29 protein-coding genes are annotated in these 25,777 nt (G+C 60.0%); 20 read left to right on the forward strand and 9 right to left on the reverse strand.

Features of this window, described 5'->3' with window-relative positions:
* Window positions 1–122: 122 nt before the first annotated feature.
* The 4 genes from AB1J88_RS28910 to AB1J88_RS28925 form a co-directional block, all read right to left on the reverse strand.
* The gene (locus tag AB1J88_RS28910) at window positions 123–503 is read right to left on the reverse strand and encodes a Rho termination factor N-terminal domain-containing protein (RefSeq protein ID WP_430292621.1); all 381 of its coding nucleotides are present in this window, start codon (window positions 501–503) and stop codon (window positions 123–125) included.
* Between the two features lie 142 nt (window positions 504–645).
* Window positions 646–900, reverse strand: a complete 255-nt coding sequence (locus tag AB1J88_RS28915; protein ID WP_007961959.1) for a hypothetical protein — start codon at window positions 898–900, stop codon at window positions 646–648.
* A 44-nt stretch (window positions 901–944) separates the two neighbouring features.
* A complete protein-coding gene (locus AB1J88_RS28920) occupies window positions 945–1,289 on the reverse strand; it encodes a hypothetical protein (RefSeq protein WP_047295624.1) in 345 nt (114 codons plus the stop codon).
* Window positions 1,290–1,371: 82 nt separating this feature from the next.
* Window positions 1,372–2,040, reverse strand: coding sequence for an HD domain-containing protein (locus tag AB1J88_RS28925; RefSeq protein WP_430292622.1), 669 nt, complete (start codon window positions 2,038–2,040; stop codon window positions 1,372–1,374).
* 222 nt (window positions 2,041–2,262) lie between these two features.
* Between AB1J88_RS28925 and AB1J88_RS28930 the strand changes: the two genes are divergently transcribed.
* From AB1J88_RS28930 to AB1J88_RS28955, 6 genes are all read left to right on the forward strand, one after another.
* Window positions 2,263–2,742 carry a GNAT family N-acetyltransferase gene (locus AB1J88_RS28930; RefSeq protein WP_007961964.1) on the forward strand — a complete coding sequence of 160 codons (480 nt, stop codon included), beginning with the start codon at window positions 2,263–2,265 and terminating at the stop codon, window positions 2,740–2,742.
* A gap of 186 nt (window positions 2,743–2,928) precedes the next feature.
* Window positions 2,929–3,918, forward strand: a complete 990-nt coding sequence (locus AB1J88_RS28935; RefSeq protein WP_222018659.1) for a 2-dehydro-3-deoxygalactonokinase — start codon at window positions 2,929–2,931, stop codon at window positions 3,916–3,918.
* Between the two features lie 19 nt (window positions 3,919–3,937).
* Complete coding sequence (locus AB1J88_RS28940) at window positions 3,938–4,558, forward strand: 2-dehydro-3-deoxy-6-phosphogalactonate aldolase (RefSeq protein WP_103369247.1); 621 nt, start codon at window positions 3,938–3,940, stop codon at window positions 4,556–4,558.
* Between the two features lie 48 nt (window positions 4,559–4,606).
* Complete coding sequence (gene dgoD / locus AB1J88_RS28945; RefSeq protein WP_430292623.1) at window positions 4,607–5,755, forward strand: galactonate dehydratase; 1,149 nt, start codon at window positions 4,607–4,609, stop codon at window positions 5,753–5,755.
* Window positions 5,756–5,927: 172 nt separating this feature from the next.
* The gene (locus tag AB1J88_RS28950) at window positions 5,928–7,232 is read left to right on the forward strand and encodes an MFS transporter (protein WP_430292624.1); all 1,305 of its coding nucleotides are present in this window, start codon (window positions 5,928–5,930) and stop codon (window positions 7,230–7,232) included.
* 60 nt (window positions 7,233–7,292) lie between these two features.
* Window positions 7,293–8,096 carry an IclR family transcriptional regulator gene (locus AB1J88_RS28955; RefSeq protein ID WP_041069258.1) on the forward strand — a complete coding sequence of 268 codons (804 nt, stop codon included), beginning with the start codon at window positions 7,293–7,295 and terminating at the stop codon, window positions 8,094–8,096.
* Here the strand turns inward: AB1J88_RS28955 and AB1J88_RS28960 are convergent.
* Window positions 8,093–9,145, reverse strand: coding sequence for an NAD(P)-dependent alcohol dehydrogenase (locus tag AB1J88_RS28960; RefSeq protein WP_430292625.1), 1,053 nt, complete (start codon window positions 9,143–9,145; stop codon window positions 8,093–8,095). The genes AB1J88_RS28955 and AB1J88_RS28960 overlap by 4 nt on opposite strands.
* Before the next feature lie 190 nt (window positions 9,146–9,335).
* On the opposite strand from AB1J88_RS28960, the gene AB1J88_RS28965 reads away from it, so the two are divergent.
* Entirely contained in the window at window positions 9,336–10,226 is an 891-nt protein-coding gene (locus AB1J88_RS28965) for an AraC family transcriptional regulator (protein WP_007961974.1), read from the forward strand.
* Between the two features lie 182 nt (window positions 10,227–10,408).
* Here AB1J88_RS28965 and AB1J88_RS28970 read toward each other — a convergent pair whose 3' ends face one another.
* Complete coding sequence (locus tag AB1J88_RS28970) at window positions 10,409–12,073, reverse strand: electron transfer flavoprotein-ubiquinone oxidoreductase (protein WP_430292626.1); 1,665 nt, start codon at window positions 12,071–12,073, stop codon at window positions 10,409–10,411.
* Between the two features lie 525 nt (window positions 12,074–12,598).
* Between AB1J88_RS28970 and AB1J88_RS28975 the strand changes: the two genes are divergently transcribed.
* The 10 genes from AB1J88_RS28975 to AB1J88_RS29020 all read left to right on the forward strand — a co-directional run bounded on the left by AB1J88_RS28975 (window position 12,599) and on the right by AB1J88_RS29020 (window position 22,042).
* Window positions 12,599–13,348 carry an electron transfer flavoprotein subunit beta/FixA family protein gene (locus AB1J88_RS28975; protein WP_003226982.1) on the forward strand — a complete coding sequence of 250 codons (750 nt, stop codon included), beginning with the start codon at window positions 12,599–12,601 and terminating at the stop codon, window positions 13,346–13,348.
* 2 nt (window positions 13,349–13,350) lie between these two features.
* Entirely contained in the window at window positions 13,351–14,280 is a 930-nt protein-coding gene (locus AB1J88_RS28980; protein ID WP_041069267.1) for an electron transfer flavoprotein subunit alpha/FixB family protein, read from the forward strand.
* Window positions 14,281–14,359: 79 nt separating this feature from the next.
* Window positions 14,360–15,181 carry a substrate-binding periplasmic protein gene (locus tag AB1J88_RS28985; protein WP_430292627.1) on the forward strand — a complete coding sequence of 274 codons (822 nt, stop codon included), beginning with the start codon at window positions 14,360–14,362 and terminating at the stop codon, window positions 15,179–15,181.
* Between the two features lie 9 nt (window positions 15,182–15,190).
* Entirely contained in the window at window positions 15,191–15,547 is a 357-nt protein-coding gene (locus AB1J88_RS28990; protein WP_047295606.1) for a DUF4398 domain-containing protein, read from the forward strand.
* On the forward strand, window positions 15,544–16,356 hold the full coding sequence (locus AB1J88_RS28995; RefSeq protein WP_430292628.1) for an OmpA family protein: 813 nt from the start codon (window positions 15,544–15,546) through the stop codon (window positions 16,354–16,356). The genes AB1J88_RS28990 and AB1J88_RS28995 overlap by 4 nt, the downstream gene beginning before the upstream one ends.
* A 201-nt stretch (window positions 16,357–16,557) precedes the next feature.
* The gene (locus AB1J88_RS29000; protein WP_003226969.1) at window positions 16,558–17,997 is read left to right on the forward strand and encodes a PLP-dependent aminotransferase family protein; all 1,440 of its coding nucleotides are present in this window, start codon (window positions 16,558–16,560) and stop codon (window positions 17,995–17,997) included.
* 78 nt (window positions 17,998–18,075) lie between these two features.
* Window positions 18,076–18,570, forward strand: a complete 495-nt coding sequence (locus AB1J88_RS29005) for a translation initiation factor 2 (RefSeq protein ID WP_430292629.1) — start codon at window positions 18,076–18,078, stop codon at window positions 18,568–18,570.
* 165 nt (window positions 18,571–18,735) lie between these two features.
* A complete protein-coding gene (locus tag AB1J88_RS29010) occupies window positions 18,736–18,990 on the forward strand; it encodes a YkgJ family cysteine cluster protein (protein ID WP_041069283.1) in 255 nt (84 codons plus the stop codon).
* Window positions 18,991–19,031: 41 nt separating this feature from the next.
* The gene (locus AB1J88_RS29015) at window positions 19,032–19,637 is read left to right on the forward strand and encodes an START domain-containing protein (protein ID WP_222018662.1); all 606 of its coding nucleotides are present in this window, start codon (window positions 19,032–19,034) and stop codon (window positions 19,635–19,637) included.
* Window positions 19,638–19,948: 311 nt separating this feature from the next.
* Window positions 19,949–22,042, forward strand: a complete 2,094-nt coding sequence (locus tag AB1J88_RS29020) for an LTA synthase family protein (protein ID WP_041069289.1) — start codon at window positions 19,949–19,951, stop codon at window positions 22,040–22,042.
* A gap of 57 nt (window positions 22,043–22,099) precedes the next feature.
* Here AB1J88_RS29020 and AB1J88_RS29025 read toward each other — a convergent pair whose 3' ends face one another.
* Window positions 22,100–22,258 (reverse strand): DUF3309 family protein, encoded by a 159-nt coding sequence (locus tag AB1J88_RS29025; protein WP_169432680.1) that lies wholly within the window; start codon window positions 22,256–22,258, stop codon window positions 22,100–22,102.
* Between the two features lie 323 nt (window positions 22,259–22,581).
* On the opposite strand from AB1J88_RS29025, the gene AB1J88_RS29030 reads away from it, so the two are divergent.
* The 3 genes from AB1J88_RS29030 (at window position 22,582) to csrA (ending at window position 24,126) form a co-directional block, all read left to right on the forward strand.
* Window positions 22,582–23,397, forward strand: a complete 816-nt coding sequence (locus AB1J88_RS29030) for an SDR family oxidoreductase (RefSeq protein ID WP_041069294.1) — start codon at window positions 22,582–22,584, stop codon at window positions 23,395–23,397.
* A 63-nt stretch (window positions 23,398–23,460) separates the two neighbouring features.
* A complete protein-coding gene (locus AB1J88_RS29035) occupies window positions 23,461–23,793 on the forward strand; it encodes a YnfA family protein (RefSeq protein WP_003226957.1) in 333 nt (110 codons plus the stop codon).
* A 147-nt stretch (window positions 23,794–23,940) separates the two neighbouring features.
* Window positions 23,941–24,126 carry a carbon storage regulator CsrA gene (gene csrA, locus AB1J88_RS29040; protein ID WP_041069300.1) on the forward strand — a complete coding sequence of 62 codons (186 nt, stop codon included), beginning with the start codon at window positions 23,941–23,943 and terminating at the stop codon, window positions 24,124–24,126.
* Here the strand turns inward: csrA and AB1J88_RS29045 are convergent.
* Both AB1J88_RS29045 and AB1J88_RS29050 read right to left on the reverse strand, forming a co-directional pair.
* On the reverse strand, window positions 24,123–24,350 hold the full coding sequence (locus AB1J88_RS29045) for a YheU family protein (RefSeq protein WP_003192759.1): 228 nt from the start codon (window positions 24,348–24,350) through the stop codon (window positions 24,123–24,125). The genes csrA and AB1J88_RS29045 overlap by 4 nt on opposite strands.
* A gap of 202 nt (window positions 24,351–24,552) precedes the next feature.
* Window positions 24,553–25,743, reverse strand: a complete 1,191-nt coding sequence (locus tag AB1J88_RS29050) for an osmoprotectant NAGGN system M42 family peptidase (protein WP_430292630.1) — start codon at window positions 25,741–25,743, stop codon at window positions 24,553–24,555.
* Window positions 25,744–25,777: the final 34 nt, after the last annotated feature.

Below are 25,777 nucleotides of genomic sequence, written 5' to 3' on the forward strand. Positions count from 1 at the left end.
TGACGCTTTCGCTGGCAAGCCAGCTCCCACAGGTTTACAGGGTGAAACGCAAATTTGTGTACCCCGGAGTCACTGTGGGAGCTGGCTTGCCAGCGATAAGGCCATCAGCCTCACAACAAATATCAGCCGGCTTTGCGCAACGCCGCAATCAACTCATCCTTGCGCATCGAAGAGCGCCCGGCGATATTCTTCGCCCGCGCCTCTTTCCGCAGACTGTCGACAGTCTGCGTCTCGCGCGAAGTCTTGCTGTCGCGCGCATGTCCCTCGCGACTGGCCACCGCTCGCCGCGATGATTCTTTGCGATCTTCGGACTTGGCACTCGCCGGTTTCCTGCGTCCGGAGCCGCCAGCCTTTTCGCCACCGCCCGACTGTTTATTGACCGTCGCCCAGGCCCGCGCCTCGGCTGCATCCTTCGACAAGCCTTTTTTCTCATAGCTGTCTTCGATGTGATCGGCCTTGCGCTTCTGTTCGGCGGTGTATTTGTCTTTGCTTCCACGAGGCATGGGATTTCTCCTTGCACCAGTAGATGGGTTTCATGTGTAGGAGCTGCCGAAGGCTGCGATCTTTTGATTTTAAAAAGCAAGATCAAAAGATCGCCGCCAGCGGCAGCTCCTAAAAGATCATGTGTTCACACAACCACCGCTTCTAGACATCCAGCTTTCTCGCCGCTTCAACGCCCGCGGCACTGAGCTTGATCGGCAGATTCAAGGAGTGTTCGCCGGCCTCGTTGCAGGTTACATGACCATGGTGAATCAGTCCGCGATCCTGCAGGGCGGCGAGGGCGCTGGCCACGACTTTCTCACCGCGATAGTTGTCCAGCACCTCTTTGCCCAATCCACTCGGATGGGCGTGCAGCAGGCGGGTAAGGACTTCTTTTTCCAGGTTTTTATCGACGTTCATGGTTACCTCTTCATGGATGTGAATAGGACGCTCGCGTCGGCGAACTACTGCCCGCTGCCTTCGGAACCCGAGCCACCGGTGGTGGTTTTCGAGCCGATGCCGGGGCCGGCGTTATCGGGTGTTGCGGGGGAGTCGGGGGTGTTCATGCCACCCTGGCGGCCGGGGTCACTGCCTTGTGTGCGTGGGTCGGTGCCAGTGGCAGGTGGCTGGTTGATCAACGGCACCCCGGAGCCATCGGTGTTCATGCCTGGGGCACTGTTAATGGCCGGGGCGCGCGGTGATGGAACCGGATCGGTAGGGCCGGTGCCCGCTGCAGTGGTAGAAGCGGCGAAAACCGCAGGGCTCAGCAGGGCGGCGAAAACGAGGGCAGTCAACCTTGACGGGATCATAGGGCTTCTCCAGTGATTGGAATCCTTACCTGTGTTTGGTCTGCCCCTGAATCGGATTGGTGCCTGATGATCGACGAACGGTCTATTGGCGAAGTGCGGCATCAATGCCGATCTCTTCCTTGAACTGCTCCATGAAACCCTTCAGACGCTGATGGCGGATCTGCGCCAGACGCTGACCAGCGCCAGTCTGGAAACCGTCGGCCAGGTGCAGCAGCTTGGTCTGAAAGTGGTCGAGGCAGAAGCGTGTGTCGTCGTAGTCGCGCTCCTTGGCTTCAGGGTCCAGCGGGTCATACAACGCACTGCCCATGCGCCCGGCGACGTAGAAGGTGCGGGCAACGCCGAGCATGCCCAGCGAGTCGAGCCGATCGGCGTCCTGGACCAGTTTCGCTTCGAGAGTCAGCGGGGTGATGTTGGCGGAAAAACTGTGGGCTTCGATGGCGTGGCTGACGGCGGCGATTTTGCTTTCGGGCCAATCCAGATCGGCCAACACGTTGGCGGCTTTGTCAGCGGCAAGGCGCGAGGCCTGCGAGCGCAGCGGCGAGTTCTTTTCGACAGCTACGCAGTCGTGCAGCAGCACGGCGGCGAGCAATACTTCGAAGTCGCCGCCTTCCTCGGCCTGCAAGGTGCGCACGGTGTGCCAGATCCGTTGCAAGTGAGCGAGGTCGTGGGCACCGTCGTCGGAGGTCTCCAGAGCGTGGGGCAGCAACTCGGCGGCGAGTGAGGTGAGCGGCGCAAAAGCAGTGGCGTTCATGAACATCCTTGCAGACTTACCTGAATTTTGAAGCCCATGATACTTCTGTGGTGAGGGGATTTATCCCCGATGGAGTGCGAAGCACTCCCCTTTTTCAAGGCTGCTGCGCACCCCATCGGGGATAAATCCCCTCACCACAAGTTTCTCTACCAGGTATGGAATGTGACGAGCGCCGCCCACGGCTTTAGTATGGCGCTTTCCCTTTTCCGACAAGGCCCGTTCATGACGATCGAAATCCGCCCGGCGACCCCCAGCGATGCGCCGCAAATCCTCGCCTTCATCACCGAACTGGCAGATTTCGAAAAGGCCCGCCACGAAGTGATCGCCAGCGTCACCGATATCGAGCGCAGCCTGTTCAGTGAAGGCGCCACGGCCCATGGTCTGATCTGCCTGCGTGACGGTGTGCCGATCGGTTTTGCGGTGTTCTTCTTCAGCTATTCGACGTGGCTCGGCAGCAATTGCCTGTACCTCGAAGACCTCTACATCACCCCCGAACAACGCGGCGGCGGTGCCGGTAAAACCCTGCTGCGGCATCTGGCGAAAATCGCCTGCGACAACGACTGCGGCCGCTTCGAATGGAGTGTGCTGGACTGGAACACCCCGGCCATCGAATTCTACAAATCCCTTGGTGCGCAGCCGCAGGAAGAGTGGGTGCGCTATCGCATGGATGGCAAGGTGTTGCGTGAGTTTGCCGAAGGGTAGTTAACCTGTAAGAAAAGATCGCAGCCTTCGGCAGCTCCTGCACTGATCCTTGTAGGAGCTGCCGAAGGCTGCGATCTTTTTTGCTTCAATCCCACAATGTGGGAATGATATTTATATATTGAGATTTTCCTTCGCCAAGGTTTATAGTCCGTCGCACTCACTGCCAAAAACAAAACAGGTGATGCGATGCAGGCGCAATTGATCGCGCTCGATTGGGGGACGACCTCATTACGTGCTTACAAACTCGCGGCGGGCGCAGTGGTGCTGGAGCAGCGTGCGCTGTCGTCCGGAATCATGCAGTTACCGAAGACGCCGCGAGTCATCAACGGTGGTGAATGCTCCGACGGTTTTGAATTGGCCTTCGAAGAGGCGTGTGGCGACTGGCTTGATGCGCAGCCGGATCTGCCGGTGATCGCCTGCGGCATGGTGGGCAGCGCCCAGGGCTGGCGCGAGGCGGCCTACTGCGAAACGCCGGCAAACGTCGCCAATCTCGGAAACTCCCTACAAACGCTGGTCAGCCTGCGCGGCACACGGGTGCATATCGTGCCGGGCGTGATCCAGCGCTCTCGTCTGCCCAATGTCATGCGCGGTGAAGAAACCCAAGTCCTCGGCGTACTGCAGAACTTGCCGGCCGAGGCGGGCGGCGATCTGTTGATCGGTCTGCCGGGCAGCCATTCCAAGTGGGTGGAAGTGATCGACGGCTGCATCACGCATTTCGATACGTTCATGACCGGCGAAGTGTTCGCCGTGCTCAGTGAACACAGCATTCTCGGGCGTACCCAGCAACAGGGTGCAGCGTTCGATGGGCTGGCGTTTGACCGTGGCGTGCAAGTGGCGCTGTCGGCGGACGGCGAACTGGGTGTGCTCTCCACATTATTCAGTGCACGCGCTTTGGGCCTGACCGGCGAACTGGCCCCGACGGCGCAAGCGGATTACCTGTCCGGGCTGATGATCGGCCATGAACTGGCGGCGCTTGCTGCGGTGCAGCGGCGTCGGCGCCACAGCGTGCATCTGCCGGCAATCATCCTTATTGGCAACGCGCAACTCTGCGCCCGTTACGGCCGTGCCCTCGAGGCTTGCGGTTTCGCTCGCGTCACGCTGGCCGAGCAGGCCACCGAGCGTGGCCTGTGGCAACTGGCGCTGGCCGCCGGGCTGCTCGATTCCTCATCCCGTTAACCCTGACTGGAGGCCTGACATGCTCAAGCAAGCATTGGCACAAAACGGTCTGATCGCAATCCTGCGTGGCCTGCATCCGCAGGAAGCCGCTGCTGTCGGAGAAGTCCTGTATGCCGCCGGATTTCGCGTCATCGAAGTACCGCTCAATTCCCCATCGCCGTATGAAAGTATCCGCATCCTGCGTCAGACCTTGCCCGCCGATTGCCTGATCGGTGCCGGTACGGTGCTGACCCCGGAGCAGGTCGAACTGGTGAAAGAGGCTGGCGGCCAGGTGATCGTCATGCCGCACAGCGATGCCAAGGTGTTGCGTGCAGCGAAAGCGGCGGGGCTGTACCTGTCGCCGGGTGTCGCCACGCCGACCGAAGCCTTCGCGGCACTGGAGGAGGGCGCGGACATTCTCAAGCTGTTCCCGGCCGAGCAGATGAGCCCGGCGGTGGTCAAGGCGTGGCTCGCGGTGTTGCCTTCCGGGACGGTGCTGGCGCCGGTCGGCGGGATCACCCCGGACAACATGCAAGCGTTCATCGATGCCGGCGTAAAAGGTTTCGGCCTCGGTTCCGGACTGTTCAAACCGGGCATGACGGTTGAGCAAGTGGCCGCCAACGCCAAGGCCTACGTGGCCGCCTGGAAAGCCCTTCGCTGAGATTTATCCGGCGCTGCGTGCGCTGCATCTAACAAGAGAGACAAGCAGATGAAAATCACCAAACTCACCACCTTCATCGTGCCGCCGCGCTGGTGCTTCCTCAAGGTCGAAACCGATGAGGGCGTGACCGGTTGGGGCGAGCCTGTGGTCGAAGGCCGCGCACACACCGTCGCCGCTGCCGTTGAAGAATTGTCCGACTACCTGATCGGCAAAGACCCACGCAACATCGAGGACATCTGGACTGTGTTGTACCGCGGTGGCTTCTACCGTGGTGGCGCGATCCACATGAGTGCGCTGGCCGGTATCGATCAGGCGCTGTGGGACATCAAGGGCAAGGCCCTTGGTGTGTCGGTCAGTGATCTGCTCGGCGGTCAGGTGCGTGACAAGATCCGCGTGTATTCGTGGATCGGTGGCGACCGTCCGGCCGACACCGCACGTGCCGCGAAAGAGGCAGTGAGCCGTGGCTTTACGGCAGTCAAAATGAACGGTACCGAAGAGCTGCAGTTCCTCGATTCCTTCGAGAAAGTCGATCTGGCCCTGGCCAATGTCGCCGCCGTGCGCGATGCGGTCGGGCCGAACGTCGGCATCGGTGTCGACTTCCACGGTCGGGTGCACAAGCCGATGGCCAAGGTGCTGATGAAGGAGCTCGACCCGTACAAGCTGATGTTCATCGAAGAGCCGGTGCTCAGTGAAAACTATGAGGCACTGAAGGAGCTGGCGCCGTTGACCAGCACGCCGATTGCCCTCGGTGAGCGGCTGTTCTCGCGCTGGGACTTTAAACGGGTGTTGAGCGAAGGCTACGTCGACATCATTCAGCCCGATGCCTCCCACGCCGGCGGCATCACCGAGACCCGCAAGATCGCCAACATGGCCGAAGCCTACGACGTGGCGTTGGCGCTGCATTGCCCGCTGGGGCCGATTGCGCTGGCGGCGTGTCTGCAACTCGACGCGGCTTGTTACAACGCGTTTATCCAGGAGCAGAGCCTGGGTATCCATTACAACGAGAGCAACGACTTGCTCGACTACGTGAAGGATCCGCGGGTGTTCGACTACGACCAGGGCTTCGTGAAGATTCCGAACGGGCCGGGACTGGGCATCGAGATCAACGAAGAATACGTGATCGAGCGTGCCGTCGTCGGCCACCGCTGGCGCAACCCGATCTGGCGCCATGCCGACGGCAGTTTTGCCGAGTGGTGAGTCCCTTCTGACCCACCCAAAATCCATTGTGGGAGCTGGCTTGCCAGCGATGACGGCGGCACATCCGACATTGATGTAACAGATGCACCGCTATCGCTGGCAAGCCAGCTCCCACAGGGTTCGGCGCAAGTTTTACGACTGTCCTCAAATAATCATAAAAAGAGGCACCCCCATGCCAACGCAAACCCTCACCGGGCAGGCGTCTTTAGTCACGCCCAGCTGCAAGCGATTTTTCATCATGGTGCTGCTGTTCATCACCGTGGTCATTAACTACCTCGACCGCAGCAACCTGTCGATTGCCGCGCCCGCGCTGACCAGTGAACTGGGCATCGACCCGGTTCACGTCGGGCTGATTTTCTCCGCATTCGGCTGGACCTACGCCGCGATGCAGATCCCCGGCGGCTGGCTGGTGGATCGGGTGCCGCCGCGCATTCTCTACAGCGTCGCGCTGTTGTTGTGGTCGCTGGCCACGGTGCTGCTCGGCTTCGCCGCGAGTTTCATTGCGCTGTTCGTGCTGCGCATGGCGGTCGGCGCGCTGGAAGCGCCGGCCTATCCGATCAACAGCCGCGTGGTCACCACCTGGTTTCCCGAGCGCGAGCGAGCCACGGCAATTGGTTTCTACACTTCCGGGCAATTTGTCGGCCTGGCGTTTCTGACCCCGGTGCTGGCCTGGCTGCAACATGAGTTCGGCTGGCACATGGTGTTCGTCGCAACCGGTGCGGCTGGCATCATCTGGGCAGCGATCTGGTATGCGGTGTATCGCGAACCGCGAGACTTCAAGGGCGCCAACAACGCGGAGATTGACCTGATCCGCGAGGGTGGCGGACTGGTAGACATTCAAGCGCAAGCAACCAAGGCCTCATTCAGCTGGACCGATCTCGGCATCGTCCTGAGCAAACGCAAGTTGTGGGGCATCTACCTCGGCCAGTTCTGTCTGAACTCGACGCTGTGGTTCTTCCTGACGTGGTTTCCGACCTATCTGGTGAAATATCGCGGCATGGACTTCATCAAATCCGGCCTGTTGGCGTCGCTGCCGTTTCTTGCCGCGTTCATTGGCGTGCTGTGTTCGGGGTTCTTTTCCGACCTGTTGATCCGCCGTGGCTGCAGCGTCGGCTTTGCGCGCAAGTTGCCGATCATTGGCGGGCTGCTGATTTCCACCTCGATCATCGGTGCCAACTTCGTTGAATCGACACCGCTGGTGATTGCCTTCCTGGCGCTGGCGTTTTTCGGTAACGGGCTGGCGTCGATCACCTGGTCGCTGGTCTCGACCCTCGCTCCGGCGCGGTTGCTGGGGCTGACCGGCGGGGTGTTCAACTTCATCGGCAACCTGTCGGCAATTGCCACGCCGATTGTCATCGGTTTCCTCGCCAGCGGTGATTCGTTCGCCCCGGCGATTACTTACATCGCGGTTCTGGCGCTGATCGGTGCATTGTCCTACGTGCTGCTGGTGGGCAAGGTCGAGCGTATCGAGTTGTAGTCGTCTGCGTCGGGCGACCATAATGCCGCCCGTTCCCTCGCTCAACGGTAAAGGCTGGATATGCAGGAAGACGCCCCGGAAAAAACCAAGGACGCCGCCCCCACCGGCACCCAGACGCTGCTTCGCGGCCTGGGCGTGGTGCACGCGGTGGCCAGTGGCGCCCGCGATCTGAAAGAGATTGCCCGGCTGATCGGCACCACGCGCAGCACCACCCATCGTCTGGCCAGTTGCCTGGTGGACGAGCGCTATTTGCGCGTAGTGCCGCAAATCGGCTATCTGCTGGGGCCGAAGCTGATCGAGCTGGGGTTTCAGGCGCGTGAAGAGTTGCCGCTGGTGAGTCTGGCCGGGCCGTATCTGGACGAGTTGTCGGCGCTGACCGGCGACACCGTGCACCTGGGCATTCGTGAGGGCGATGAGGTCTTGTACCTGCTGAAGAATCCGGGGCGCAACGGCCCGGAAATGCGCTCGCGAGTCGGCCACCGCATGCCGTTGGCGCGCACCGGGATCGGCAAGGCGTTGATGCTCGATGATGCGCCGCAGGATTGGCAGCGCCTGTACGACATCAGCCTGCCGGCGGGTGGGAAAAGTCAGTTCTGGCCGCAGCATCCCCAGCAATCGTGGGAACAGCTCGAGCAGCGCATGACCGAGTACGTGGCCGGCGGCTACGCCTTCGATCTGGAGGACAACGAACCGTCGATCCGCTGCGTGGCGGCGCCGATTCGCGATGCGAGCAAGCGCATTGTCGCGGCGATCAGCATCGCCAGCACCGTGCCGTACATGCCGCTGGAAAAAATGGCCGAGCTGATCCCCCTGATCAAAGGGGTCACAGCCCGGCTCTCGGCGGAGCTTGGCTTGAAGGTTTAAAGCTTCAAGGTCGCCATGTCGATCACGAAGCGGTACTTCACGTCACCGGCAATCATCCGCGCGTAAGCTTCGTTGATCTGGCGGATGTCGAGCATTTCGATGTCGCAGGTGATGTTGTGCTCGGCGCAGAAATCCAGCACTTCCTGGGTTTCGGCAATACCGCCGATCAACGAGCCGGCCAGCACGCGACGGCCTAGCACCAGGTTGGCGGCGTGCACGGGCGGATCGATCGGTTCGATCAGGCCGACCAGAATGTGCACGCCATCAAAGCGCAGGGTTTGCAGGTACGGGTTGAGGTCGTGCTGCACCGGAATGGTGTCCAGCAGGAAGTCGAAACGGCCCGCAGCGGCGGCCATTTGCTCGGCATCGGTGGAGACGATCACATGATCGGCGCCCTGACGACGGCCTTCTTCGGCCTTGCTCGCCGAACGGGTGAACAGCGTGACTTCCGCACCCATGGCCTTGGCGAACTTGATGCCCATGTGGCCGAGGCCGCCCATGCCGAGAATCCCGACCTTGTCGCCGGCCTTGACCCCGTAGTGCTTGAGCGGCGAGTAGGTGGTGATGCCGGCACAGAGGATCGGCGCGGCGCTGGCCAGATCCAGCTTTTCCGGAATGCGTACCACGAAGTGCTCGCTGACGACGATGCTGTCCGAATAACCGCCCATGGTGTTGCTGCCGTCGACCCGGTTCGGGGTGGCGTAGGTCATGGTCGGGCCTTCGAGGCAGTATTGCTCGAGGTTCTGCTGGCAGGCGGCGCAGGTGCGGCAAGAGTCGACCATGCAACCGACACCGACCAGGTCGCCGACTTTATGTTGAGTGACGTTGGCACCGATGGCGGTGACTTTGCCGACGATTTCGTGGCCGGGCATCAACGGATACACGGCGATGCCCCATTCGTTGCGCGCCTGGTGGATGTCGGAGTGGCAGACGCCGCAGTACAGGATCTCGATCGCCACGTCGTCGGCGCGCGGGCTGCGGCGTTCGAATTTCATCGGGGCGAGGGGAGTGGTGGCCGATTGAGCGGCATAACCGATAGCGGTGTACATGAGAAACCTCGCAGAAGCAGTGACAGGTGAGGTGGCGCATTTTGGGCGCCGACTGCCGTTGCGGCCATGACGATTCCTCCGGGTCTCATGCCTAATCCTCCGGCATGCAGGTCTGGGCAAGCGCATTGGCAAAAGGATCTGCGATGATGCTTGCATGCCTTTTTCCGTGACTTTTTTGAAGACCCCTCCGATGCAGTTGACTCGCCACCTTGATGCCAATGCCACGCTGGTTTCGCTGATCGAGCCGCTGGCGCTTTGCGACGGTTACAGCCAGACCGGGTTACCCGGTGTGCAGGTGTTGCGCGCCAGTTGCGACGTGGCGCGTGGCCCGCACATTTATGAACCGAGCCTGATGATCATCGCCCAAGGCAGCAAACTGGCGTTCCTCGGCCCGCGCACCATGGAATATGGCGCCGGGCACTACCTGATTCAGGCGCTGCCGGTGCCGTTCGAGTGTGAAACCTTTGCCTTGCCGGATGCACCGTTGCTGGGTGTGTCGGTGGCCATCGACCGGGTGTTGCTTGGCGAACTGGTGCTGGCCATGGGGCTGGCGCCGGGGCGGCACATTCCGGCGCAGACACCGGAGTCGATGACCTCGGTGGTGCTCGACGATGACATGCGAGGCTGTGTCGAACGCTTGCTGCGTTGCCTGCACGATCCGCTGGAGCGGCAGATTCTCGGACCGGCGCGGGTCCGCGAATTGTTGTTCACTGCGTTGCGCGGGCCGCAGGCCGATGTGTTGCGCGCACTGGTCGAACAGCAGGGGCAGTTCGCCCGGGTCGCGGCGTCAATCAGCCATTTGCATGCGCACTACACCGAGCCGCTGAACGTCGAGACTCTGGCCAGTTGCGCCAACATGAGCGTGTCGTCCTTCCACGAGCACTTCAAGCGCAGCACGCTGTTGTCGCCGGTGCAGTATCTCAAGCGCCTGCGCTTGCTCAAGGCGCAGACCTTGCTGGTCGCCGAAGGGCTGGGTGTGGCGCAAGTGGCGCATCGGGTGGGGTATCAGAGCACTTCGCAGTTCAGTCGCGAATACAAGCGCTACTTCGAGCGTAGCCCTGGTGATGAGCGCGTTGCCTGAGAGTTTGCGTGACCCTGTGGGAGCTGACTTGCCAGCGAAGGCGGTGATCCAGGCTGCCAAGATGTCGACTGACACGGCCCCATCGCTGGCAAGCCAGCTCCCACAGGGGATGATGTGATGCATTAAATTTTGGGCAACAAAAAGGCCCCCATTTCGGGAGCCTCGTTGTTCAGCGATGCGACTTACATGTTCGGGTAAGTCGGGCCGCCAGCGCCTTCCGGCGTGACCCAGGTGATGTTCTGCGAAGGGTCCTTGATGTCACAGGTCTTGCAGTGCACGCAGTTCTGGGCGTTGATCTGGAAGCGCTTTTCACCGTCTTCCTTGGTGATCACTTCATATACACCGGCCGGGCAGTAGCGCTGTGCCGGTTCGTCGTACATCGGCAGGTTGCGGCTCAGCGGAATGCTCGGGTCGGTCAGCTTCAGGTGGCACGGCTGTTCTTCTTCGTGGTTGGTACCGGAGATGAACACCGAGCTCAGTTTGTCGAAGCTGAGTTTGCCGTCCGGCTTCGGATAGTCGATCTTCTTGCAGTCGGCCGCGAGCTTCAGGCAGGCGTAGTCCGGTTTGGTGTCGTGCAGGGTGAACGGCAGTTTGCCGCCGAAGATATTCTGGTCCAGCCAGTTGAAGCCACCGCCGACAATCGCGCCGAACTTGTGGATCGCCGGGCCGAAGTTGCGGCTGGCAAACAGTTCGTCGTAGAGCCAGCTCTTCTTGAACGCGTCGACGTAAGTGGTCAGCTCTTCGGTGCCATCCTTCTCGGCGAACAGGGCGTCGGCCACCGATTCCGCGGCGAGCATGCCGGACTTCATCGCGGTGTGGCTGCCTTTGATCTTGGCGAAGTTCAGGGTGCCGAGGTCGCAACCGATCAGCGCGCCGCCCTTGAAGACCATTTTCGGCAGCGAGTTCAGGCCACCTTTGCAGATCGCGCGGGCGCCGTAGCTGACGCGTTTGCCGCCTTCCAGGTACTGCGCCAGCACCGGGTGATGCTTGAGGCGCTGGAACTCGTCGAACGGCGACAGGTAAGTGTTGCTGTAAGACAGGTCAACGATCAGACCGACCACAACCTGGTTGTTTTCCAGGTGATAGAGGAACGAGCCGCCGGTGTTTTCGGTGCCCATGATGTCCAGCGGCCAACCGGCGGTGTGCACCACCAGGCCTGGCTGGTGTTTGGCCGGGTCGATTTCCCAGATTTCTTTCAGGCCGATGCCGTAGTGTTGGGCGTCGGCCTCGCTGTCGAGGTTGTAGCGCTTGATCAGTTGCTTGCCGATGTGGCCACGGCAGCCCTCGGCGAACAGCGTGTACTTGCCACGCAGTTCCATACCCGGGGTGTACAGGCCTTCTTTCGGGTTGCCTTCACGGTCGACGCCCAGATCACCGGTGATGATCCCGCGCACGATGCCGTTTTCGTCGATCAAGGCTTCCTGAGCGGCGAAGCCCGGGTAGATTTCCACGCCCAGGTTCTCGGCCTGCTGGGCCAGCCAGCGGCACAGGTTGCCCAAAGAAATAATGTAGTTGCCTTCGTTGTGCATGGTCTTGGGCACAAAGAAGTCAGGAATTTTCTGCGCGCTTTCGGCGTTTTTCAGCACGAAAATGTCATCGCGGGTGACCGGCGTGTTCAGCGGGGCGCCGAGTTCTTTCCAGTCCGGGAACAGTTCGTTCAGAGCGCGTGGTTCGAACACGGCACCGGACAGGATGTGTGCGCCGACTTCGGAGCCTTTTTCGACCACGCAGACGCTGATTTCCTTACCGGCTTCGGCGGCCTTCTGCTTCAGACGGCAGGCGGCGGACAGGCCAGCGGGGCCGGCACCGACGATGACCACGTCGAATTCCATGTATTCGCGTTCCACAGGCTATCTCCTACTCAAGGCTCAACAGTTTTTTTTCTAATTTGGAGGTTCGGTGTCGCATCCGTTATTGCCTTTACGTTAACGTCAAGGGTAATAATGGGCAAACCACCTTTCTCTCTAGGCGGCGCATTATATCTACACCACTCGGAGCGTCCAATACAAACGTTTGTTTGAATCGGCTCCAGCCCAGAGAAATCAAAGAAGCGCGGCTTATGAACGGCCATTTTGCCGTATTGACCGGAATAGGCGTTCCGGTCAAGATACGGGCGGTTTTGCGCTCGCCGTAGGCAGACTGGCGGTTTCAAGAGCACCTCTAAAGACAGGGCACAGGCAGTTCAAGGTGATGCGCAGCGCAAGTCCGGCGCGCAGTTTACACACCGTGCGATTCAATGACCCGTTGGTCACCACTGACGAACGGTCATCGCCCCCAGCCGGCGTTTTTAGAGGTGCCCTTGTGCCCGATGAGCATCAACCGCCAGGTTCGCCTAGGCGACTTTCTTTTCACCGGAGAGTAACGAGGAATCCATGAAGGTTCTTGTAGCTGTCAAACGCGTTGTGGATTACAACGTCAAGGTTCGCGTCAAGGCGGACAATTCCGGCGTAGACCTCGCCAACGTCAAGATGTCGATGAACCCGTTCTGCGAAATCGCAGTGGAAGAAGCCGTACGCCTGAAAGAGAAAGGTGTTGCGACTGAAATCGTCGTCGTCTCCATCGGCCCGTCCACCGCTCAGGAACAGCTGCGTACCGCACTGGCTCTGGGTGCCGACCGTGCCATCCTCGTCGAATCCGCTGAAGACCTGACTTCGCTGGCTGTGGCCAAGCTGCTCAAGGCTGTGGTCGACAAGGAACAGCCTCAGTTGGTGATCCTGGGCAAACAGGCGATCGACAGCGACAACAACCAGACCGGCCAGATGCTCGCTGCACTGAGCGGCTACGGTCAGGGCACTTTCGCTTCGAAAGTCGAAGTCTCCGGCGACAGCGTTGCCGTGACCCGCGAAATCGACGGCGGCGCGCAGACCGTTTCCCTGAAACTGCCGGCCATCGTCACCACCGACCTGCGTTTGAACGAGCCGCGCTACGCGTCCCTGCCAAACATTATGAAAGCCAAGAAGAAGCCTCTCGAAGTGCTGACTCCGGACGCTTTGGGCGTTTCCACCGCCTCCACCAACAAGACCCTGAAAGTCGAAGCGCCGGCTGCACGCAGCGCAGGTATCAAGGTCAAGTCGGTGGCTGAACTGGTCGAGAAACTGAAAAACGAAGCGAAGGTAATCTAAAAATGACTATCTTGGTAATCGCTGAACACGACAACAAAGTGCTGGCCCCGGCCACGCTGAACACCGTGGCTGCTGCTGCCAAAATCGGCGGCGACATTCACGTACTGGTTGCAGGTCAGGGCGCTGGCGCCGTGGCCGAAGCTGCGGCGAAAATCGCAGGCGTGAGCAAAGTCCTGAATGCTGACAATGCCGCTTACGCGCATCAGTTGCCGGAAAACGTTGCTCCGCTGGTAGCCGAGCTGGGCGCGGGTTACAGCCACATCCTGGCTGCCGCCACGTCCAACGGCAAAAACATCCTGCCGCGCGTTGCCGCTGCACTGGACGTTGACCAGATCTCCGAGATCATCTCGGTAGAAAGCGCCGACACCTTCAAGCGTCCGATCTACGCCGGTAACGCCATCGCTACCGTGCAATCGACCGCTGCGATCAAAGTGATCACCGTGCGTGCCACCGGTTTCGACCCGGTTGCTGCTGAAGGTGGTTCGGCGGCTGTTGAGGCCGTTGCTGCTGCGCACGACGCCGGCACTTCCAGCTTCGTCAGCGAAGAACTGGCCAAGTCGGATCGTCCTGAGCTGACCGCCGCCAAGATCGTCGTTTCCGGCGGTCGCGGCATGCAGAACGGCGACAACTTCAAACACCTTTACGCCCTGGCCGACAAGCTGGGCGCCGCCGTCGGTGCTTCCCGCGCCGCGGTCGACGCAGGTTTCGTACCGAACGACATGCAGGTCGGTCAGACCGGCAAGATCGTTGCGCCGCAGCTGTACATCGCCGTCGGTATCTCCGGCGCGATCCAGCACCTGGCCGGCATGAAAGACTCCAAAGTGATCGTTGCGATCAACAAGGACGAAGAAGCGCCGATCTTCCAGGTGGCCGATTACGGTCTGGTGGCGGATCTGTTCGAAGCAGTCCCTGAGCTGGAGAAGCTGGTCTAATCCGGCGGCTTCACTTATAAAGAGCCCGGCCTTCTGGTCGGGCTTTTTTTTGTCTCGAATTTGAGTGGGAGCGTTTGCCATGGATCTGCGCCACAGGTTGTTATTGGGATTGATCCTGTTGCCGGGGATGGCTGCGGCTGCCGGCAAATGCGAGCGCCTCGTCGTTACCGGCAGTCCGGACGCGCCGCCGTACTTGTGGCAGGACCCGCAGAATCCCAAACATCTGATCGGCGCCAGTGCCGACCTGTTGCAGCAAGTGGCCAAGGATCTGGGGATCAAGGTCGAGCTGCTCTACGCCGGCAAACGCGCGCAGGCCCTCGACGAAGTGCGCAGCGGGCGCATGGACATGCTGGCGGACACGCCGCTGATGTTCAATGAGCTGGAGAACCTCGACTACGTCTATCCGCCGTTGCTGGAAAACGACTACCTGGTGTGGACGCGCAAAGGCTCGACGCTTGCCTACAGCGAAGCAAAAGACCTGCACGGGCACGCTGGCGGGTTGTCGGAAAAGTCTCGAATGACCCAGGCTTTTGGCACTTTCGCCGAGCAGAATCTGACCCTGACGCGGACAGCAAACATCACTCAGGCCTTTCAGAAACTTCTGCTGGGCGAAGTGGAATATGTACTCGCTGGGCGCTATTCGGGCATGGCTGCCGCGCAGGCATTAGGCATGGCCAATGACCTGCTGGCGTTCGAACAGCCGATCGACCGACCGGGATTGTTCCTCGCGGTTTCACATAACTCGGCCTGCAACGATCCGTGGTTGCGCGGACAGCTCGCTAAAAAGATGACAGAATTGCCCGCGTCCGGACTGACCGAGGCCGCGCTGCAACGCAATATCGAGCGCTGGAAGGCCCAGCAGCAACAACCGCAGCCACCTGTCAGTGCCCCAAAACAGTAGGGATTCTTAGTGAGTATTCGACCTCTTTTCGCGGCCATGGCCGTTCTGGCCCTGGCCGGCTGCGCCAACGATCCGGCACCCCATGAGCAAATGCGCCTGACCGAGCAGGCCATCACCCAGGCCAAGGCTGTCGGTGCGACCGCCGATGAAATGCCGGAAATGAAACTGGCCGAAGACAAGTTCAACCGGGCCAAGGGCAACATGACCGACGAGTCTTTCAAGAACGCCCGCATGCGCGCCGAACAGGCCGAGCTGGATGCGCGTCTGGCCGAAGCCAAAGTGCTGACGCAAAAAAGCGAAGAGCAACTCAACGTGCTCAACACCCGCATCATCCGTCTGCGCAAGCAACTGGGAGATGCCCAATGAACCTCAAGTCCAAAATCCTCGGCGGGATGATTCTGGCCGGTTGCGCAAGCCTCTATGGCTGCGCCGGTCAACACGGCGAAACCGCACTGCAACAGGCTGGCAGCGACTTTCAGAAGGTCAAGGAAGATTCCAATGTGCTGCGTATCGCGCCGAAGGATGTGATCCGCGCCGGTGAGTCGCTGGCCCGCGCCGATCGCCTGTCCACCTATTGGGGCAGTGGCGCGGACGTGGTGCATTACGCCTACTTGAGTCAGCGCTACAGCGAAATCGCTCGCGAACACACCAATCTGGTGCTCAACGAAGAGCGCGCGGCGAAGCTTGAACTGGAGCGTCAGCGTCTGCAGCTGGCCCTGCGCGAGTCCAAACTGCTGAGCGTGCAGCAGCAGGGTAAATGGCTTGAGGAACAGATCGTGGCGTTGGCCACTACGCAGACCGATCGCGGCCTGGTGATGACCCTCGGCGATGTACTGTTCGACACTGGCGAGGCGGAGCTGAAGAACTCGGCCAATCGCGTGGTGTTGAAGATTGTGCAGTTCCTGCAACTCAACCCGAAACGTGTGGTGCGTATCGAGGGTTACACCGACAGCACCGGTGGCAAACAGGAAAACCTCAAGCTGTCGCGTGATCGCGCGCAAGCAGTAGCCGATGTGTTGATGGACCTGGGGATTGAGGACAAGCGGATTCAGGTCGAAGGTTACGGTGACGAATACCCGGTGGACGCCAACGCTTCCGAGCGCGGTCGGGCACAGAACCGTCGGGTGGAAATTGTCTTCTCCGACGAAAAAGGCCAGCTCGGCGCCGCCCGTTGAGGGCTGCGTCTCTGGAAAGCCCGGCCTGTCATGCAGCGCCGGGCTTTTTTACGACTGTCGAATAGCACGCAAATCCGTACAGTTTTGGCTGACACTGCACTGTACGGTCGACTATGGTGGCAACTGTCCCAGTACACTTCTAAACTGTTCCGGTATTGTTTCACACAAGAATAAAATGCCCGTGAAATCGAGTGCTGCGTCATGACCAACCTCTTGCTCTACCAACGTATTGCTCAACAATTGGCGGAAGACATCCGGCGCGGTGTCTATCAACCCGGAGAACGCGTGCCGTCGGTGCGCAAGATGAGTTCGCAGCTCAATGTCAGCCATGCGACGGTGTTGCAGGCGTATGCCAATCTCGAAGATCAGGGCCTGATCCGCGCACGGCCGCAATCCGGTTACTACGTGCACCAGACCCCGGCATTGACGGCGCCGACCCCGGACATCGCCCGGGTCGAGCGCCCAGGCCTGGTCACCCGCGCCAGTATCATTCAGCAAGTGTTGGTCGAGTCTCGCCGCGAGGGGGTTTTCCCGTTAGGCGCTGCGGTGCCGAGTGTCGATTACCTCCCGGTTCGCGCACTGCATCAGCAACTGGCCAAGGTCACCCGATTCCACAGCCCACGCGCCTTCAGCTACATGTTCAGCCCGGGTTTCGAACCGTTGCGCCGGCAGGTGGCAATCCGCATGCGCGACGCCGGGGTGGTGGTCGATCCGTCGGAAGTGGTCATTACCCACGGCTGTGTCGATGCGCTGCAGATGTCGCTGCGGGTACTGACCCGTCCGGGAGATCTGATCGCTGCCGAATCGCCGACCTATTACGGTTTGCTGCAACTGGCCGATCTGTTGGGCCTGAAAGTGATCGAGATCCCCAGCGATCCGGCCACCGGCATGAGCCTCGAAGCCTTGCAACTGGCGGCCAACCAATGGTCGATCAAGGCTTTGGTTCTGACCACGCGCCTGAGCAATCCGCTGGGCGGCACCATGCCGGAAGAACGGCAGAAACAACTGCTGCGTCTGGCTTCGGACTTCGATATCCAGATCGTCGAAGACGATATCTATGGTGAGTTGATGTTCGAACAGGGCCGCACCAAAGCCCTCAAGGCTTACGATCGACTGGATCGGGTGATTTACTGCTCGAGCTTTTCCAAAACATTGTCGCCGGGCGTGCGCGTCGGCTGGATGATTGCCGGCAAATATCAGCAGGAAATCCAGCGTCTGCAGACCTTCACCACGCATTCGGCGTGCAGCGTGACGCAGATGGCGATTGCCGCTTATCTGGAAAATGGCGGTTATGACCGGCATTTACGGTACATCCGCCAGGAATACCGGAAAAATCTCAGCGCGTTCCAGTTGGCGGTGCAGCAGTACTTTCCCGAAGGTACACAGATGACCCGGCCCACGGGCGGTTTCATCCTCTGGGTGAGTCTGCCGGGCAGGGTCAATACCCAGGAATTGCATGTCCGCGCATTGCAGCAGGGCATCAGCATTGCACCGGGGCTGATCTTCAGTAATACCGAGCAGTTCAATCACTGCATCCGCCTGAACTGCGGCACACCGTGGAATCGCGAGGCGGAAAGGGCGCTGATGACCCTCGGTTTGCTGGCGACTCAACTGTGTCAGGAAACGGCTGGCGGTTTCTGAACGGGGGGCGCGTCGTGCTTGTCTTGTGACGCTCAACAGGCGAGCATATGGCCCTCTGCCGTTAGTGTTGTAGGGTTCATGAAAGCGATTTTGCCTGCTGCTTGGATATTGCTTGGTGTGTTGATGATGGGCCATGCGCCCGGTGTCATGGCAGCTGCCGTTCAGGAAAAGCCCGCAACGTCCGCGCCGGCAAACAAACCGGCGGCGAGCAAAAAAGCCGTTGCGGATAACAAAGCTCCGGCTAAAAAAGCCCCTCAGAAGAAAGCCGCCGCGGTGAAGAAACGGCCCCCGGTCGCGTCCAAGTCGAAACCGGCCAGTGAGGTGGTGAAAACCAGATTGCCGCCGGCCAAGCTGGATCTGAGCCTGCCCAAGGACATGGTCCAGCAACTAAAACCCGCCGGTACTGTATCGCTGCCCAAGCATGAGGCGATCCTGCCGCAGATGTTCGGCGAGAAAAACAGCGGCTTCCAGCTCAATGGTCGCCTGCTCAGCAACGAAATGCAGTTGCAGCTGCGCAACGATGAACGCCGTGATATCGAAGGCGCAGCACTGGATTTCGAGTTCAAGCAATAAATTCAATCGATCCGTGACCCGCGAACCAGACGCTTTGTCGGAGACTGGTCAGTCACATTCAGTTATCGGTAAAAACCCCGGTGCAGGGAATTTGAAACAACCGTTTTAGCGGTTACTCTGTCCGTGTCTCTTTAACACATTGCCCGTCGCGAGGACTTGCTCGTCATGAAATGCCGTGAAGGCTGTGGCGCTTGCTGTATTGCCCCCTCCATCAGTTCTGCCATTCCAGGCATGCCCAACGGCAAACCTGCCGGCGAACGTTGCGTGCAACTCTCGGTCGAAAACCTGTGCAGCATTTTCGGCCAGCCGGAGCGTCCGGCGGTTTGTTCAGGATTTGCCGCCGATGTCGAAGTCTGCGGCAGCAGCTCCGAGGAAGCGATCAAACTGATCGGCTGGTGGGAGCAGATGACGGCGGCGTGATGTGTCAAACGAACGGAACTTCAACAATAAGGAATAAGACTATGGGTTCGCTGCATCGTATCGCTGTGTTGTGTGGTTTGACCGCTGTGCTGGCTACGTCGGTGGCTCAGGCCGAGGACTGGAAGGTCGCCAAGGAACAGGACGGGATCAAGGTCTCGCTGGCTGAAGTACCGGGCTCGGATTACAAGTCCTATCAGGGCGTGACTCTGATGAAGACCACCGTGGCCAAACTGCGTGCCTTGCAGGAAGACGTGTCCGGAGCCTGTGCGTGGATCTACGAGTGCAAGGCCCAGAAGCTGCTCAAGCACGAGGGCGATCAGAGTTGGACCTATACGCAGTTCAACACGCCGTGGCCAGTCACTTCGCGTGATTCGGTGCTGCACATCACCACCGTGGAAGGTGCCGATGGCAGCCTGACCCGCAACCTCGAAGGCTTGCCGAAGTACATTCCCGAAGAGAAAGGCTTTGTGCGCGTCACTCAGGTCAAAGGCTTCTGGAAGTTCGTGCCGAAAGGTGATCAGGTCGAAGTGACCTATCAAGTGCACACTGAGCCAGGCGGCAGCGTACCGGCCATGGTTGCCAACAAGTTTGTGGTTGATGCGCCGTTCAACACCCTTAAAGCCCTGAAAGAGCGCGCCGAGAAGTAATCCGCGCGCTTTGCGCAAAAACGCCCCGATCGATTCGGGGCGTTTTGTTTTGTCGTTATATTATGTTTCCAGATATGCGCTGCACGAAATTTTCACAAAGCGTTCCTGACAATTCGCCCGCGCAATGCGTGCTGTCTGCGAACGATTGCCTTTATGAAAGAGTCGGGCAGCGGGGCACTAATCAATGGCAATGCTGCCGGTGATCGTGCAACATTTGCGCACCGCGCACGCCCCGGGGCCTGGAATGGCCAATAGAGGGCATGGCGCCGCTGTATTTTGCAACTTCAACTTCCAATGGGTCCTAAAACGACATGGCAAACCCGGACGCCCTGAATCAGCAGCGATCTTCAACTCGCCTGCTGCAACCGACCGTCAAATCGCATCTGGCCTACACCCTGTTGTGTGCCCTGGTCATGATGGTGATGTTTTCCGTGCTGCGCCTCGCGCTGCTGGTCTACAACCGCGAGATGATCCTCGATACCCCGGCTTCGACCTTCCTCGAAGCTTTCGCCAACGGCCTGCGTTTCGACCTGCGCCTGGTGGTCTACGTCTGCGTTCCGTTGCTGCTGGCACTGTTCAGTGCGCGGGCGATGGCTGCGCGTGGCTTCTTCCGTCTGTGGCTGACCGTGGCGTCCAGCATCGCGCTGTTCCTCGGCCTGATGGAGATGGACTTCTACCGTGAGTTTCACCAGCGCCTCAATGGCCTGGTATTTCAGTACGTGAAAGAAGACCCGAAAACCGTGATGAGCATGCTCTGGTACGGTTTCCCGGTGGTGCGCTACCTGCTGGCGTGGGTGATCGGCACCGTGATCCTGACCCTGGCTTTCAAGGGCGCGGATCGTGCAACCCGTCCGCGCGGCCCGTTCAGCGGCGGCAACGTCGGCACCCGCCAGGTGGCGCCGTGGTACACCCGTCTGGCGGTGTTTGTGGTGTGCCTGCTGATCTGCGTCGTGGCGGCCCGTGGCACCCTGCGTCAGGGCCCGCCGCTGCGCTGGGGTGACGTGTACACCACCGAATCGAACTTCGCCAACCAGCTTGGCCTCAACGGCACGCTGTCGCTGATCGCCGCCGCCAAGGACCGCATGGGCGAGGATCGCAACAACATCTGGAAAGCCACCCTGCCGCAGGAACAGGCGCAGAAAGTGGTGCGCGAGATGCTGGTGATGCCGGACGACAAACTGGTCGATGCCGACATCGCGGCGGTGCGTCGTGACTACACGCCACCGGCTGACAAGACCCTGCCGATCAAGAATGTGGTCGTGATCCTGATGGAAAGCATGGCCGGTCACTCGGTGGGCGCTCTGGGCGCGCCGGGCAACATCACGCCGTACCTCGACAAACTGTCGAAGGAAGGCCTGCTGTTCGACCGTTTCTTCTCCAACGGCACCCATACCCACCAGGGCATGTTTGCGACCATGGCGTGCTTCCCGAACCTGCCGGGTTTCGAATACCTGATGCAGACCCCGGAAGGCAGCCACAAACTCTCCGGTCTGCCGCAGTTGCTCAGTGCGCGCAAGTATGACGACGTGTATGTCTACAACGGCGACTTCGCCTGGGACAACCAGTCGGGCTTCTTCAGCAACCAGGGCATGACCAACTTTGTTGGCCGTAACGACTTCGTCAACCCGGTGTTCTCCGATCCGACCTGGGGCGTATCCGACCAGGACATGTTCGACCGTGGTCTGGTGGAACTGAAGGCGCGGGAAAACGGCAAGCCGTTCTATGCGCTGCTGCAAACCCTGTCCAACCACACGCCGTACGCCTTGCCAACGCCTTTGCCGGTGGAGCGCGTGACGGATCGCGGCACGCTCAACGAGCACCTCACGGCCATGCGTTACGCCGACTGGGCCCTGGGTCAGTTTTTCGAGAAGGCGCGCAAAGAGCCGTACTTCAAGGAAACCCTGTTCGTCATCGTCGGCGACCACGGTTTCGGCAACGAGCGTCAGATCACCGAAATGGACCTGGGCCGCTTCAACGTGCCAATGCTGATGATTGCGCCGGGCATTCAGGAGAAGTTCGGTACCCGTGACCACACCGTGGGCACCCAGATCGACATCGTGCCGACCATCATGGGTCGTCTGGGTGGCGAAGTGCGTCACCAGTGCTGGGGCCGCGACCTGCTCAACCTGCCGGCCGGCGACACCGGTTTCGGTGTGATCAAGCCGTCGGGCAGCGAGCAGACCACTGCCATCGTCACCGCTGACCAGATCCTGGTCTTGCCGAAAGAGAAGGAAATGGCACCGAAGATCTACCAGTACCAACTGGGCGCGAACCCTTCTGCCGAGATCATTCCGGACGCACCGCGTACCGCCGAATTGAAACTCAAGCTTGAAGCGTTCCTGCAAACGGCGACCAAGAGCCTGATGGACAACACGGCCGGTGTGATCAACGGCAAGCCGGACTGATAAAACCGCTGCACAAAAAAGAGGCCCCTGAGGGCCTCTTTTTTTTGTCTTGGGGTTTTATATCCTGCCAAGTAACAGCAAGACCAACAGCACCACCAACACCACGCCAATAATGCCCGAAGGGCCATAACCCCAACTTCTGGAGTGCGGGAAGACCGGCAGACCACCGATCAGCAACAGGATCAGGATAATGATAAGAATTGTGCCCATGTCGATTTCCTTGTTTATAGCGTTCGAGAAGTCTTGGTATTCAAGGGCGACTGGAGGCTAACTAATTCCAGACGGCTTACAAATTCCGACCGGTGCGTATGAAAGAAAATTCAATGTTTTTTTAATGTATTTGGATGACTCGTTTATTTCCTTTGAAGCGCGAGATCAAGAGATCGCAGCCTTCGGCAGCTCCTACAGGGAACTGATGTAGGCGCTGCGGAAGGCTGCGATCTTTTGATCCTGTATTCAGCATTCTGATGGAGCGTGGGTGGCCAGTGTTCCTTCGCTACACTCGGCGCATCTCCTACAGAACAACAAGGCTGTCTGCTATGCAAAATCGCATGATGATCACGGGTGCGGGCTCAGGTTTAGGTCGCGAACTTGCACTGCGCTGGGCGCGTGAAGGCTGGCAGCTGGCCTTGTCCGACGTCAGCGAACCTGGCCTGCAGGAAACCCTGAAGCGGGTGCGCGAGGCCGGTGGCGACGGGTTCATCCAGCGCTGTGATGTGCGTGATTACAGCCAGCTCACCGCGTTTGCCCAGGCCTGCGAAGAGAAGCTCGGCGGCATCGACATCATCGTCAACAACGCCGGTGTGGCGTCCGGCGGGTTCTTCAGCGAACTGTCGCTGGAGGACTGGGACTGGCAGATCGCGATCAACCTGATGGGCGTGGTCAAAGGCTGCAAGGCCTTCCTGCCGCTGCTGGAACAGAGCAAAGGCAAGATCATCAACATTGCTTCGATGGCGGCATTGATGCAGGGCCCGGCGATGAGCAATTACAACGTGGCCAAGGCCGGTGTGGTGGCGCTGTCTGAAAGTTTGCTGGTGGAGCTGGCGCAGCAGGAAGTTGGGGTGCATGTGGTCTGCCCGTCGTTCTTCCAGACCAACTTGCTCGACTCGTTCCGTGGCCCGACGCCAGCCATGAAAGCTCAGGTTGGCAAGTTGCTGGAAAGTTCGCCGATCAGCGCAGCCGACATCGCCGACTACATTTATCAGCAAGTGGCCGCCGGCGAGTTCATGATCCTGCCGCACGAGCAGGGACGCATGGCCTGGGCGATCAAGCAGAAGAACCCGCAACTGATCTACAACGAAATGACCACCATGGCCGATAAAATGCGCGCCAAGGCCAAACAAACCAACGGCTGAACTTGCCCCATGGGTGTCGCGTCGTTAGGGTGGCCGCAATGGTCACCCTGTCGAGAGGCATCAATGCTCAATTACCTGTGGTTCTTCCTCGCGGCGCTGTTTGAAATCGCCGGTTGTTTCGCCTTTTTCATGTGGTTGCGCCAGGGCAAAAGTGCCTTGTGGGTGATCCCGGCGCTGCTCAGCCTGACGCTGTTCGCCCTGTTGCTGACCCGTGTCGAAGCGGCTTACGCCGGTCGCGCCTATGCCGCCTATGGCGGGATCTATATCGTCGCGTCGATTGGCTGGCTGGCAGTGGTTGAACGGGTACGTCCCTTGGGTTCGGACTGGATCGGCGTGGCGCTGTGCGTGATCGGCGCCAGTGTGATCCTGTTCGGGCCGCGGTTTAGCGCCGCGTGAGGCGAGACTGTTTAGCGATTTGCAGGAAACGTCTGACGGGCGCAGCGCTTGCGGGTGTAGGGCAAGACTGAATTGCTCGCCACGCATTGTAGAGCGGGCGCGCACCGCGCATCTTCAGGGCTGGCTAACCCTTGAAGGACGAACTCCATGCTTGTACTCAGCCGTGTTGTGGGCGAGTTGATTTCCATCGGTGACGACATTTCCCTGCGGGTGTTGTCCGTCAACGGCTCCAGTGTGCGCTTTGGTGTCGAAGCGCCGCAGAAGATCAATGTGCACCGTTCGGAGGTCTACGAGCGGATTCAGCGCAAACAGGCCACCGAGAAGGTCCGCTAGTCGAACAGGTGCTTGGGCACGTCGTGTTTGAGCATCAGTTGGCATTGTTCGCTTTCCGGGTCGAAGACGATCAGCGCCTGGCCTTTGGTCAACGCCTGGCGTACGCGCAGCACGCGGGTTTCCAGCGGCGTGTCATCACCGTTGTCGGTGCCATCGCGGGTGACAAAGTCCTCGATCAGGCGGGTGAGGGTGTCGACTTCTAGAGCGTCGTAGGGAATCAGCATGGGCACCTCGGTTCAATCAATGGCGGGATGCTACGGCGATTGGTGGCTGGCTGCCAGTTTTGTGTGGGCAGTATCGGCCCTATCGCTGGCAAGCCAGCTCCCACAGAGTTTGATGGTGTACACAAACAACTGAGCCACCCCAAAAACTGTGGGAGCTGGCTTGCCAGCGATGGGGCCAGTCCAGCCACCCCGGAAGCCCGGATCAGGTGTCGGAGCGCTGCCCCACCAGACTGTCCACCGAAGGCACTCGCGTATCGCTCTCCATCTGCGTGTCGTGCTCGATCTGGTGACTGAAGCGATCCAGCGAAGCATTGGCCGGCGCGGCATCGCTGGCAAATACCGGCGGACTCAGAATGTACGCTCCAAGCAAACGACTGAGCGCCGCCAGACTGTCGATGTGCGTGCGCTCGTAACCATGGGTTGCATCACAACCGAAGGCGAGCAGGGCCGTGCGAATGTCGTGCCCGGCGGTCACCGCCGAATGCGCGTCGCTGAAGTAATAGCGGAACAGGTCGCGCCTTACCGGCAGTTCGTTTTCGCTGGCCAGCCGCAGCAAATGCCGCGACAGGTGATAGTCGTAAGGGCCACCGGAGTCCTGCATCGCTACGCTCACCGCGTGCTCACTGGAATGCTGGCCCGGCGCGACCGGTGCAATGTCGATGCCGACGAATTCGCTGACATCCCAAGGCAATGCCGCCGCCGCACCGCTGCCGGTTTCTTCGGTGATGGTGAACAGCGGATGACAGTCGATCATCAATTCCTGACCGCTGTCGACGATGGCTTTGAGCGCGGCGAGCAGCGCGGCGACACCCGCCTTGTCGTCGAGGTGACGGGCGCTGATGTGGCCGCTGTCGGTGAACTCCGGCAACGGGTCGAACGCCACCACGTCGCCGACACTGATGCCCAGTGAGTCGCAATCGGCCTTGGTTGCGCAGTAGGCATCCAGACGCAGTTCGACGTGATCCCAACTGATCGGCATTTCGTCCACGGCGGTGTTGAACGCGTGCCCGGAGGCCATCAATGGCAACACGCTGCCGCGAATCACACCGTTGTCGGTGAACAGGCTGACCCGGCTGCCTTCGGCAAACCGACTCGACCAGCAACCGACCGGGGCCAGGGTCAGGCGACCGTTGTCTTTCACCGCGCGCACGGCGGCGCCAATGGTGTCGAGGTGCGCGGAAACGGCGCGGTCGGGGCTGTTTTTCTTGCCCTTGAGCGTGGCGCGAATGGTGCCGCGACGGGTCATTTCGAAAGGGATACCGAGTTCTTCCAGACGCTCGGCGACGTAGCGCACGATGGTGTCGGTGAAGCCGGTGGGGCTGGGAATGGCGAGCATTTCCAGCAGGACTTTTTGCAGGTAGTTCAGATCCGGTTCGGGGATTTGAGTGGTCATGGAAACTCCTGATGAGTTGAGGCGCATCGATGGT

Source organism: Pseudomonas sp. S8 (genome assembly GCF_050473925.1).
Taxonomy (GTDB): domain Bacteria; phylum Pseudomonadota; class Gammaproteobacteria; order Pseudomonadales; family Pseudomonadaceae; genus Aquipseudomonas; species Aquipseudomonas parakoreensis.

What these genes read in the sequence shown, in the direction of transcription:
- AB1J88_RS28910 (WP_430292621.1), bottom strand. Translation starts at nt 503, where the DNA reads ATGCCTCGTGGAAGCAAAGACAAATACACCGCCGAACAGAAGCGCAAG.
- AB1J88_RS28915 (WP_007961959.1), bottom strand. Translation starts at nt 900, where the DNA reads ATGAACGTCGATAAAAACCTGGAAAAAGAAGTCCTTACCCGCCTGCTG.
- AB1J88_RS28920 (WP_047295624.1), bottom strand. Translation starts at nt 1,289, where the DNA reads ATGATCCCGTCAAGGTTGACTGCCCTCGTTTTCGCCGCCCTGCTGAGC.
- AB1J88_RS28925 (WP_430292622.1), bottom strand. Translation starts at nt 2,040, where the DNA reads ATGAACGCCACTGCTTTTGCGCCGCTCACCTCACTCGCCGCCGAGTTG.
- AB1J88_RS28930 (WP_007961964.1), top strand. Translation starts at nt 2,263, where the DNA reads ATGACGATCGAAATCCGCCCGGCGACCCCCAGCGATGCGCCGCAAATC.
- AB1J88_RS28935 (WP_222018659.1), top strand. Translation starts at nt 2,929, where the DNA reads ATGCAGGCGCAATTGATCGCGCTCGATTGGGGGACGACCTCATTACGT.
- AB1J88_RS28940 (WP_103369247.1), top strand. Translation starts at nt 3,938, where the DNA reads ATGCTCAAGCAAGCATTGGCACAAAACGGTCTGATCGCAATCCTGCGT.
- dgoD (WP_430292623.1), top strand. Translation starts at nt 4,607, where the DNA reads ATGAAAATCACCAAACTCACCACCTTCATCGTGCCGCCGCGCTGGTGC.
- AB1J88_RS28950 (WP_430292624.1), top strand. Translation starts at nt 5,928, where the DNA reads ATGCCAACGCAAACCCTCACCGGGCAGGCGTCTTTAGTCACGCCCAGC.
- AB1J88_RS28955 (WP_041069258.1), top strand. Translation starts at nt 7,293, where the DNA reads ATGCAGGAAGACGCCCCGGAAAAAACCAAGGACGCCGCCCCCACCGGC.
- AB1J88_RS28960 (WP_430292625.1), bottom strand. Translation starts at nt 9,145, where the DNA reads ATGTACACCGCTATCGGTTATGCCGCTCAATCGGCCACCACTCCCCTC.
- AB1J88_RS28965 (WP_007961974.1), top strand. Translation starts at nt 9,336, where the DNA reads ATGCAGTTGACTCGCCACCTTGATGCCAATGCCACGCTGGTTTCGCTG.
- AB1J88_RS28975 (WP_003226982.1), top strand. Translation starts at nt 12,599, where the DNA reads ATGAAGGTTCTTGTAGCTGTCAAACGCGTTGTGGATTACAACGTCAAG.
- AB1J88_RS28980 (WP_041069267.1), top strand. Translation starts at nt 13,351, where the DNA reads ATGACTATCTTGGTAATCGCTGAACACGACAACAAAGTGCTGGCCCCG.
- AB1J88_RS28985 (WP_430292627.1), top strand. Translation starts at nt 14,360, where the DNA reads ATGGATCTGCGCCACAGGTTGTTATTGGGATTGATCCTGTTGCCGGGG.
- AB1J88_RS28995 (WP_430292628.1), top strand. Translation starts at nt 15,544, where the DNA reads ATGAACCTCAAGTCCAAAATCCTCGGCGGGATGATTCTGGCCGGTTGC.
- AB1J88_RS29000 (WP_003226969.1), top strand. Translation starts at nt 16,558, where the DNA reads ATGACCAACCTCTTGCTCTACCAACGTATTGCTCAACAATTGGCGGAA.
- AB1J88_RS29005 (WP_430292629.1), top strand. Translation starts at nt 18,076, where the DNA reads ATGAAAGCGATTTTGCCTGCTGCTTGGATATTGCTTGGTGTGTTGATG.
- AB1J88_RS29010 (WP_041069283.1), top strand. Translation starts at nt 18,736, where the DNA reads ATGAAATGCCGTGAAGGCTGTGGCGCTTGCTGTATTGCCCCCTCCATC.
- AB1J88_RS29015 (WP_222018662.1), top strand. Translation starts at nt 19,032, where the DNA reads ATGGGTTCGCTGCATCGTATCGCTGTGTTGTGTGGTTTGACCGCTGTG.
- AB1J88_RS29020 (WP_041069289.1), top strand. Translation starts at nt 19,949, where the DNA reads ATGGCAAACCCGGACGCCCTGAATCAGCAGCGATCTTCAACTCGCCTG.
- AB1J88_RS29030 (WP_041069294.1), top strand. Translation starts at nt 22,582, where the DNA reads ATGCAAAATCGCATGATGATCACGGGTGCGGGCTCAGGTTTAGGTCGC.
- AB1J88_RS29035 (WP_003226957.1), top strand. Translation starts at nt 23,461, where the DNA reads ATGCTCAATTACCTGTGGTTCTTCCTCGCGGCGCTGTTTGAAATCGCC.
- csrA (WP_041069300.1), top strand. Translation starts at nt 23,941, where the DNA reads ATGCTTGTACTCAGCCGTGTTGTGGGCGAGTTGATTTCCATCGGTGAC.
- AB1J88_RS29045 (WP_003192759.1), bottom strand. Translation starts at nt 24,350, where the DNA reads ATGCTGATTCCCTACGACGCTCTAGAAGTCGACACCCTCACCCGCCTG.
- AB1J88_RS29050 (WP_430292630.1), bottom strand. Translation starts at nt 25,743, where the DNA reads ATGACCACTCAAATCCCCGAACCGGATCTGAACTACCTGCAAAAAGTC.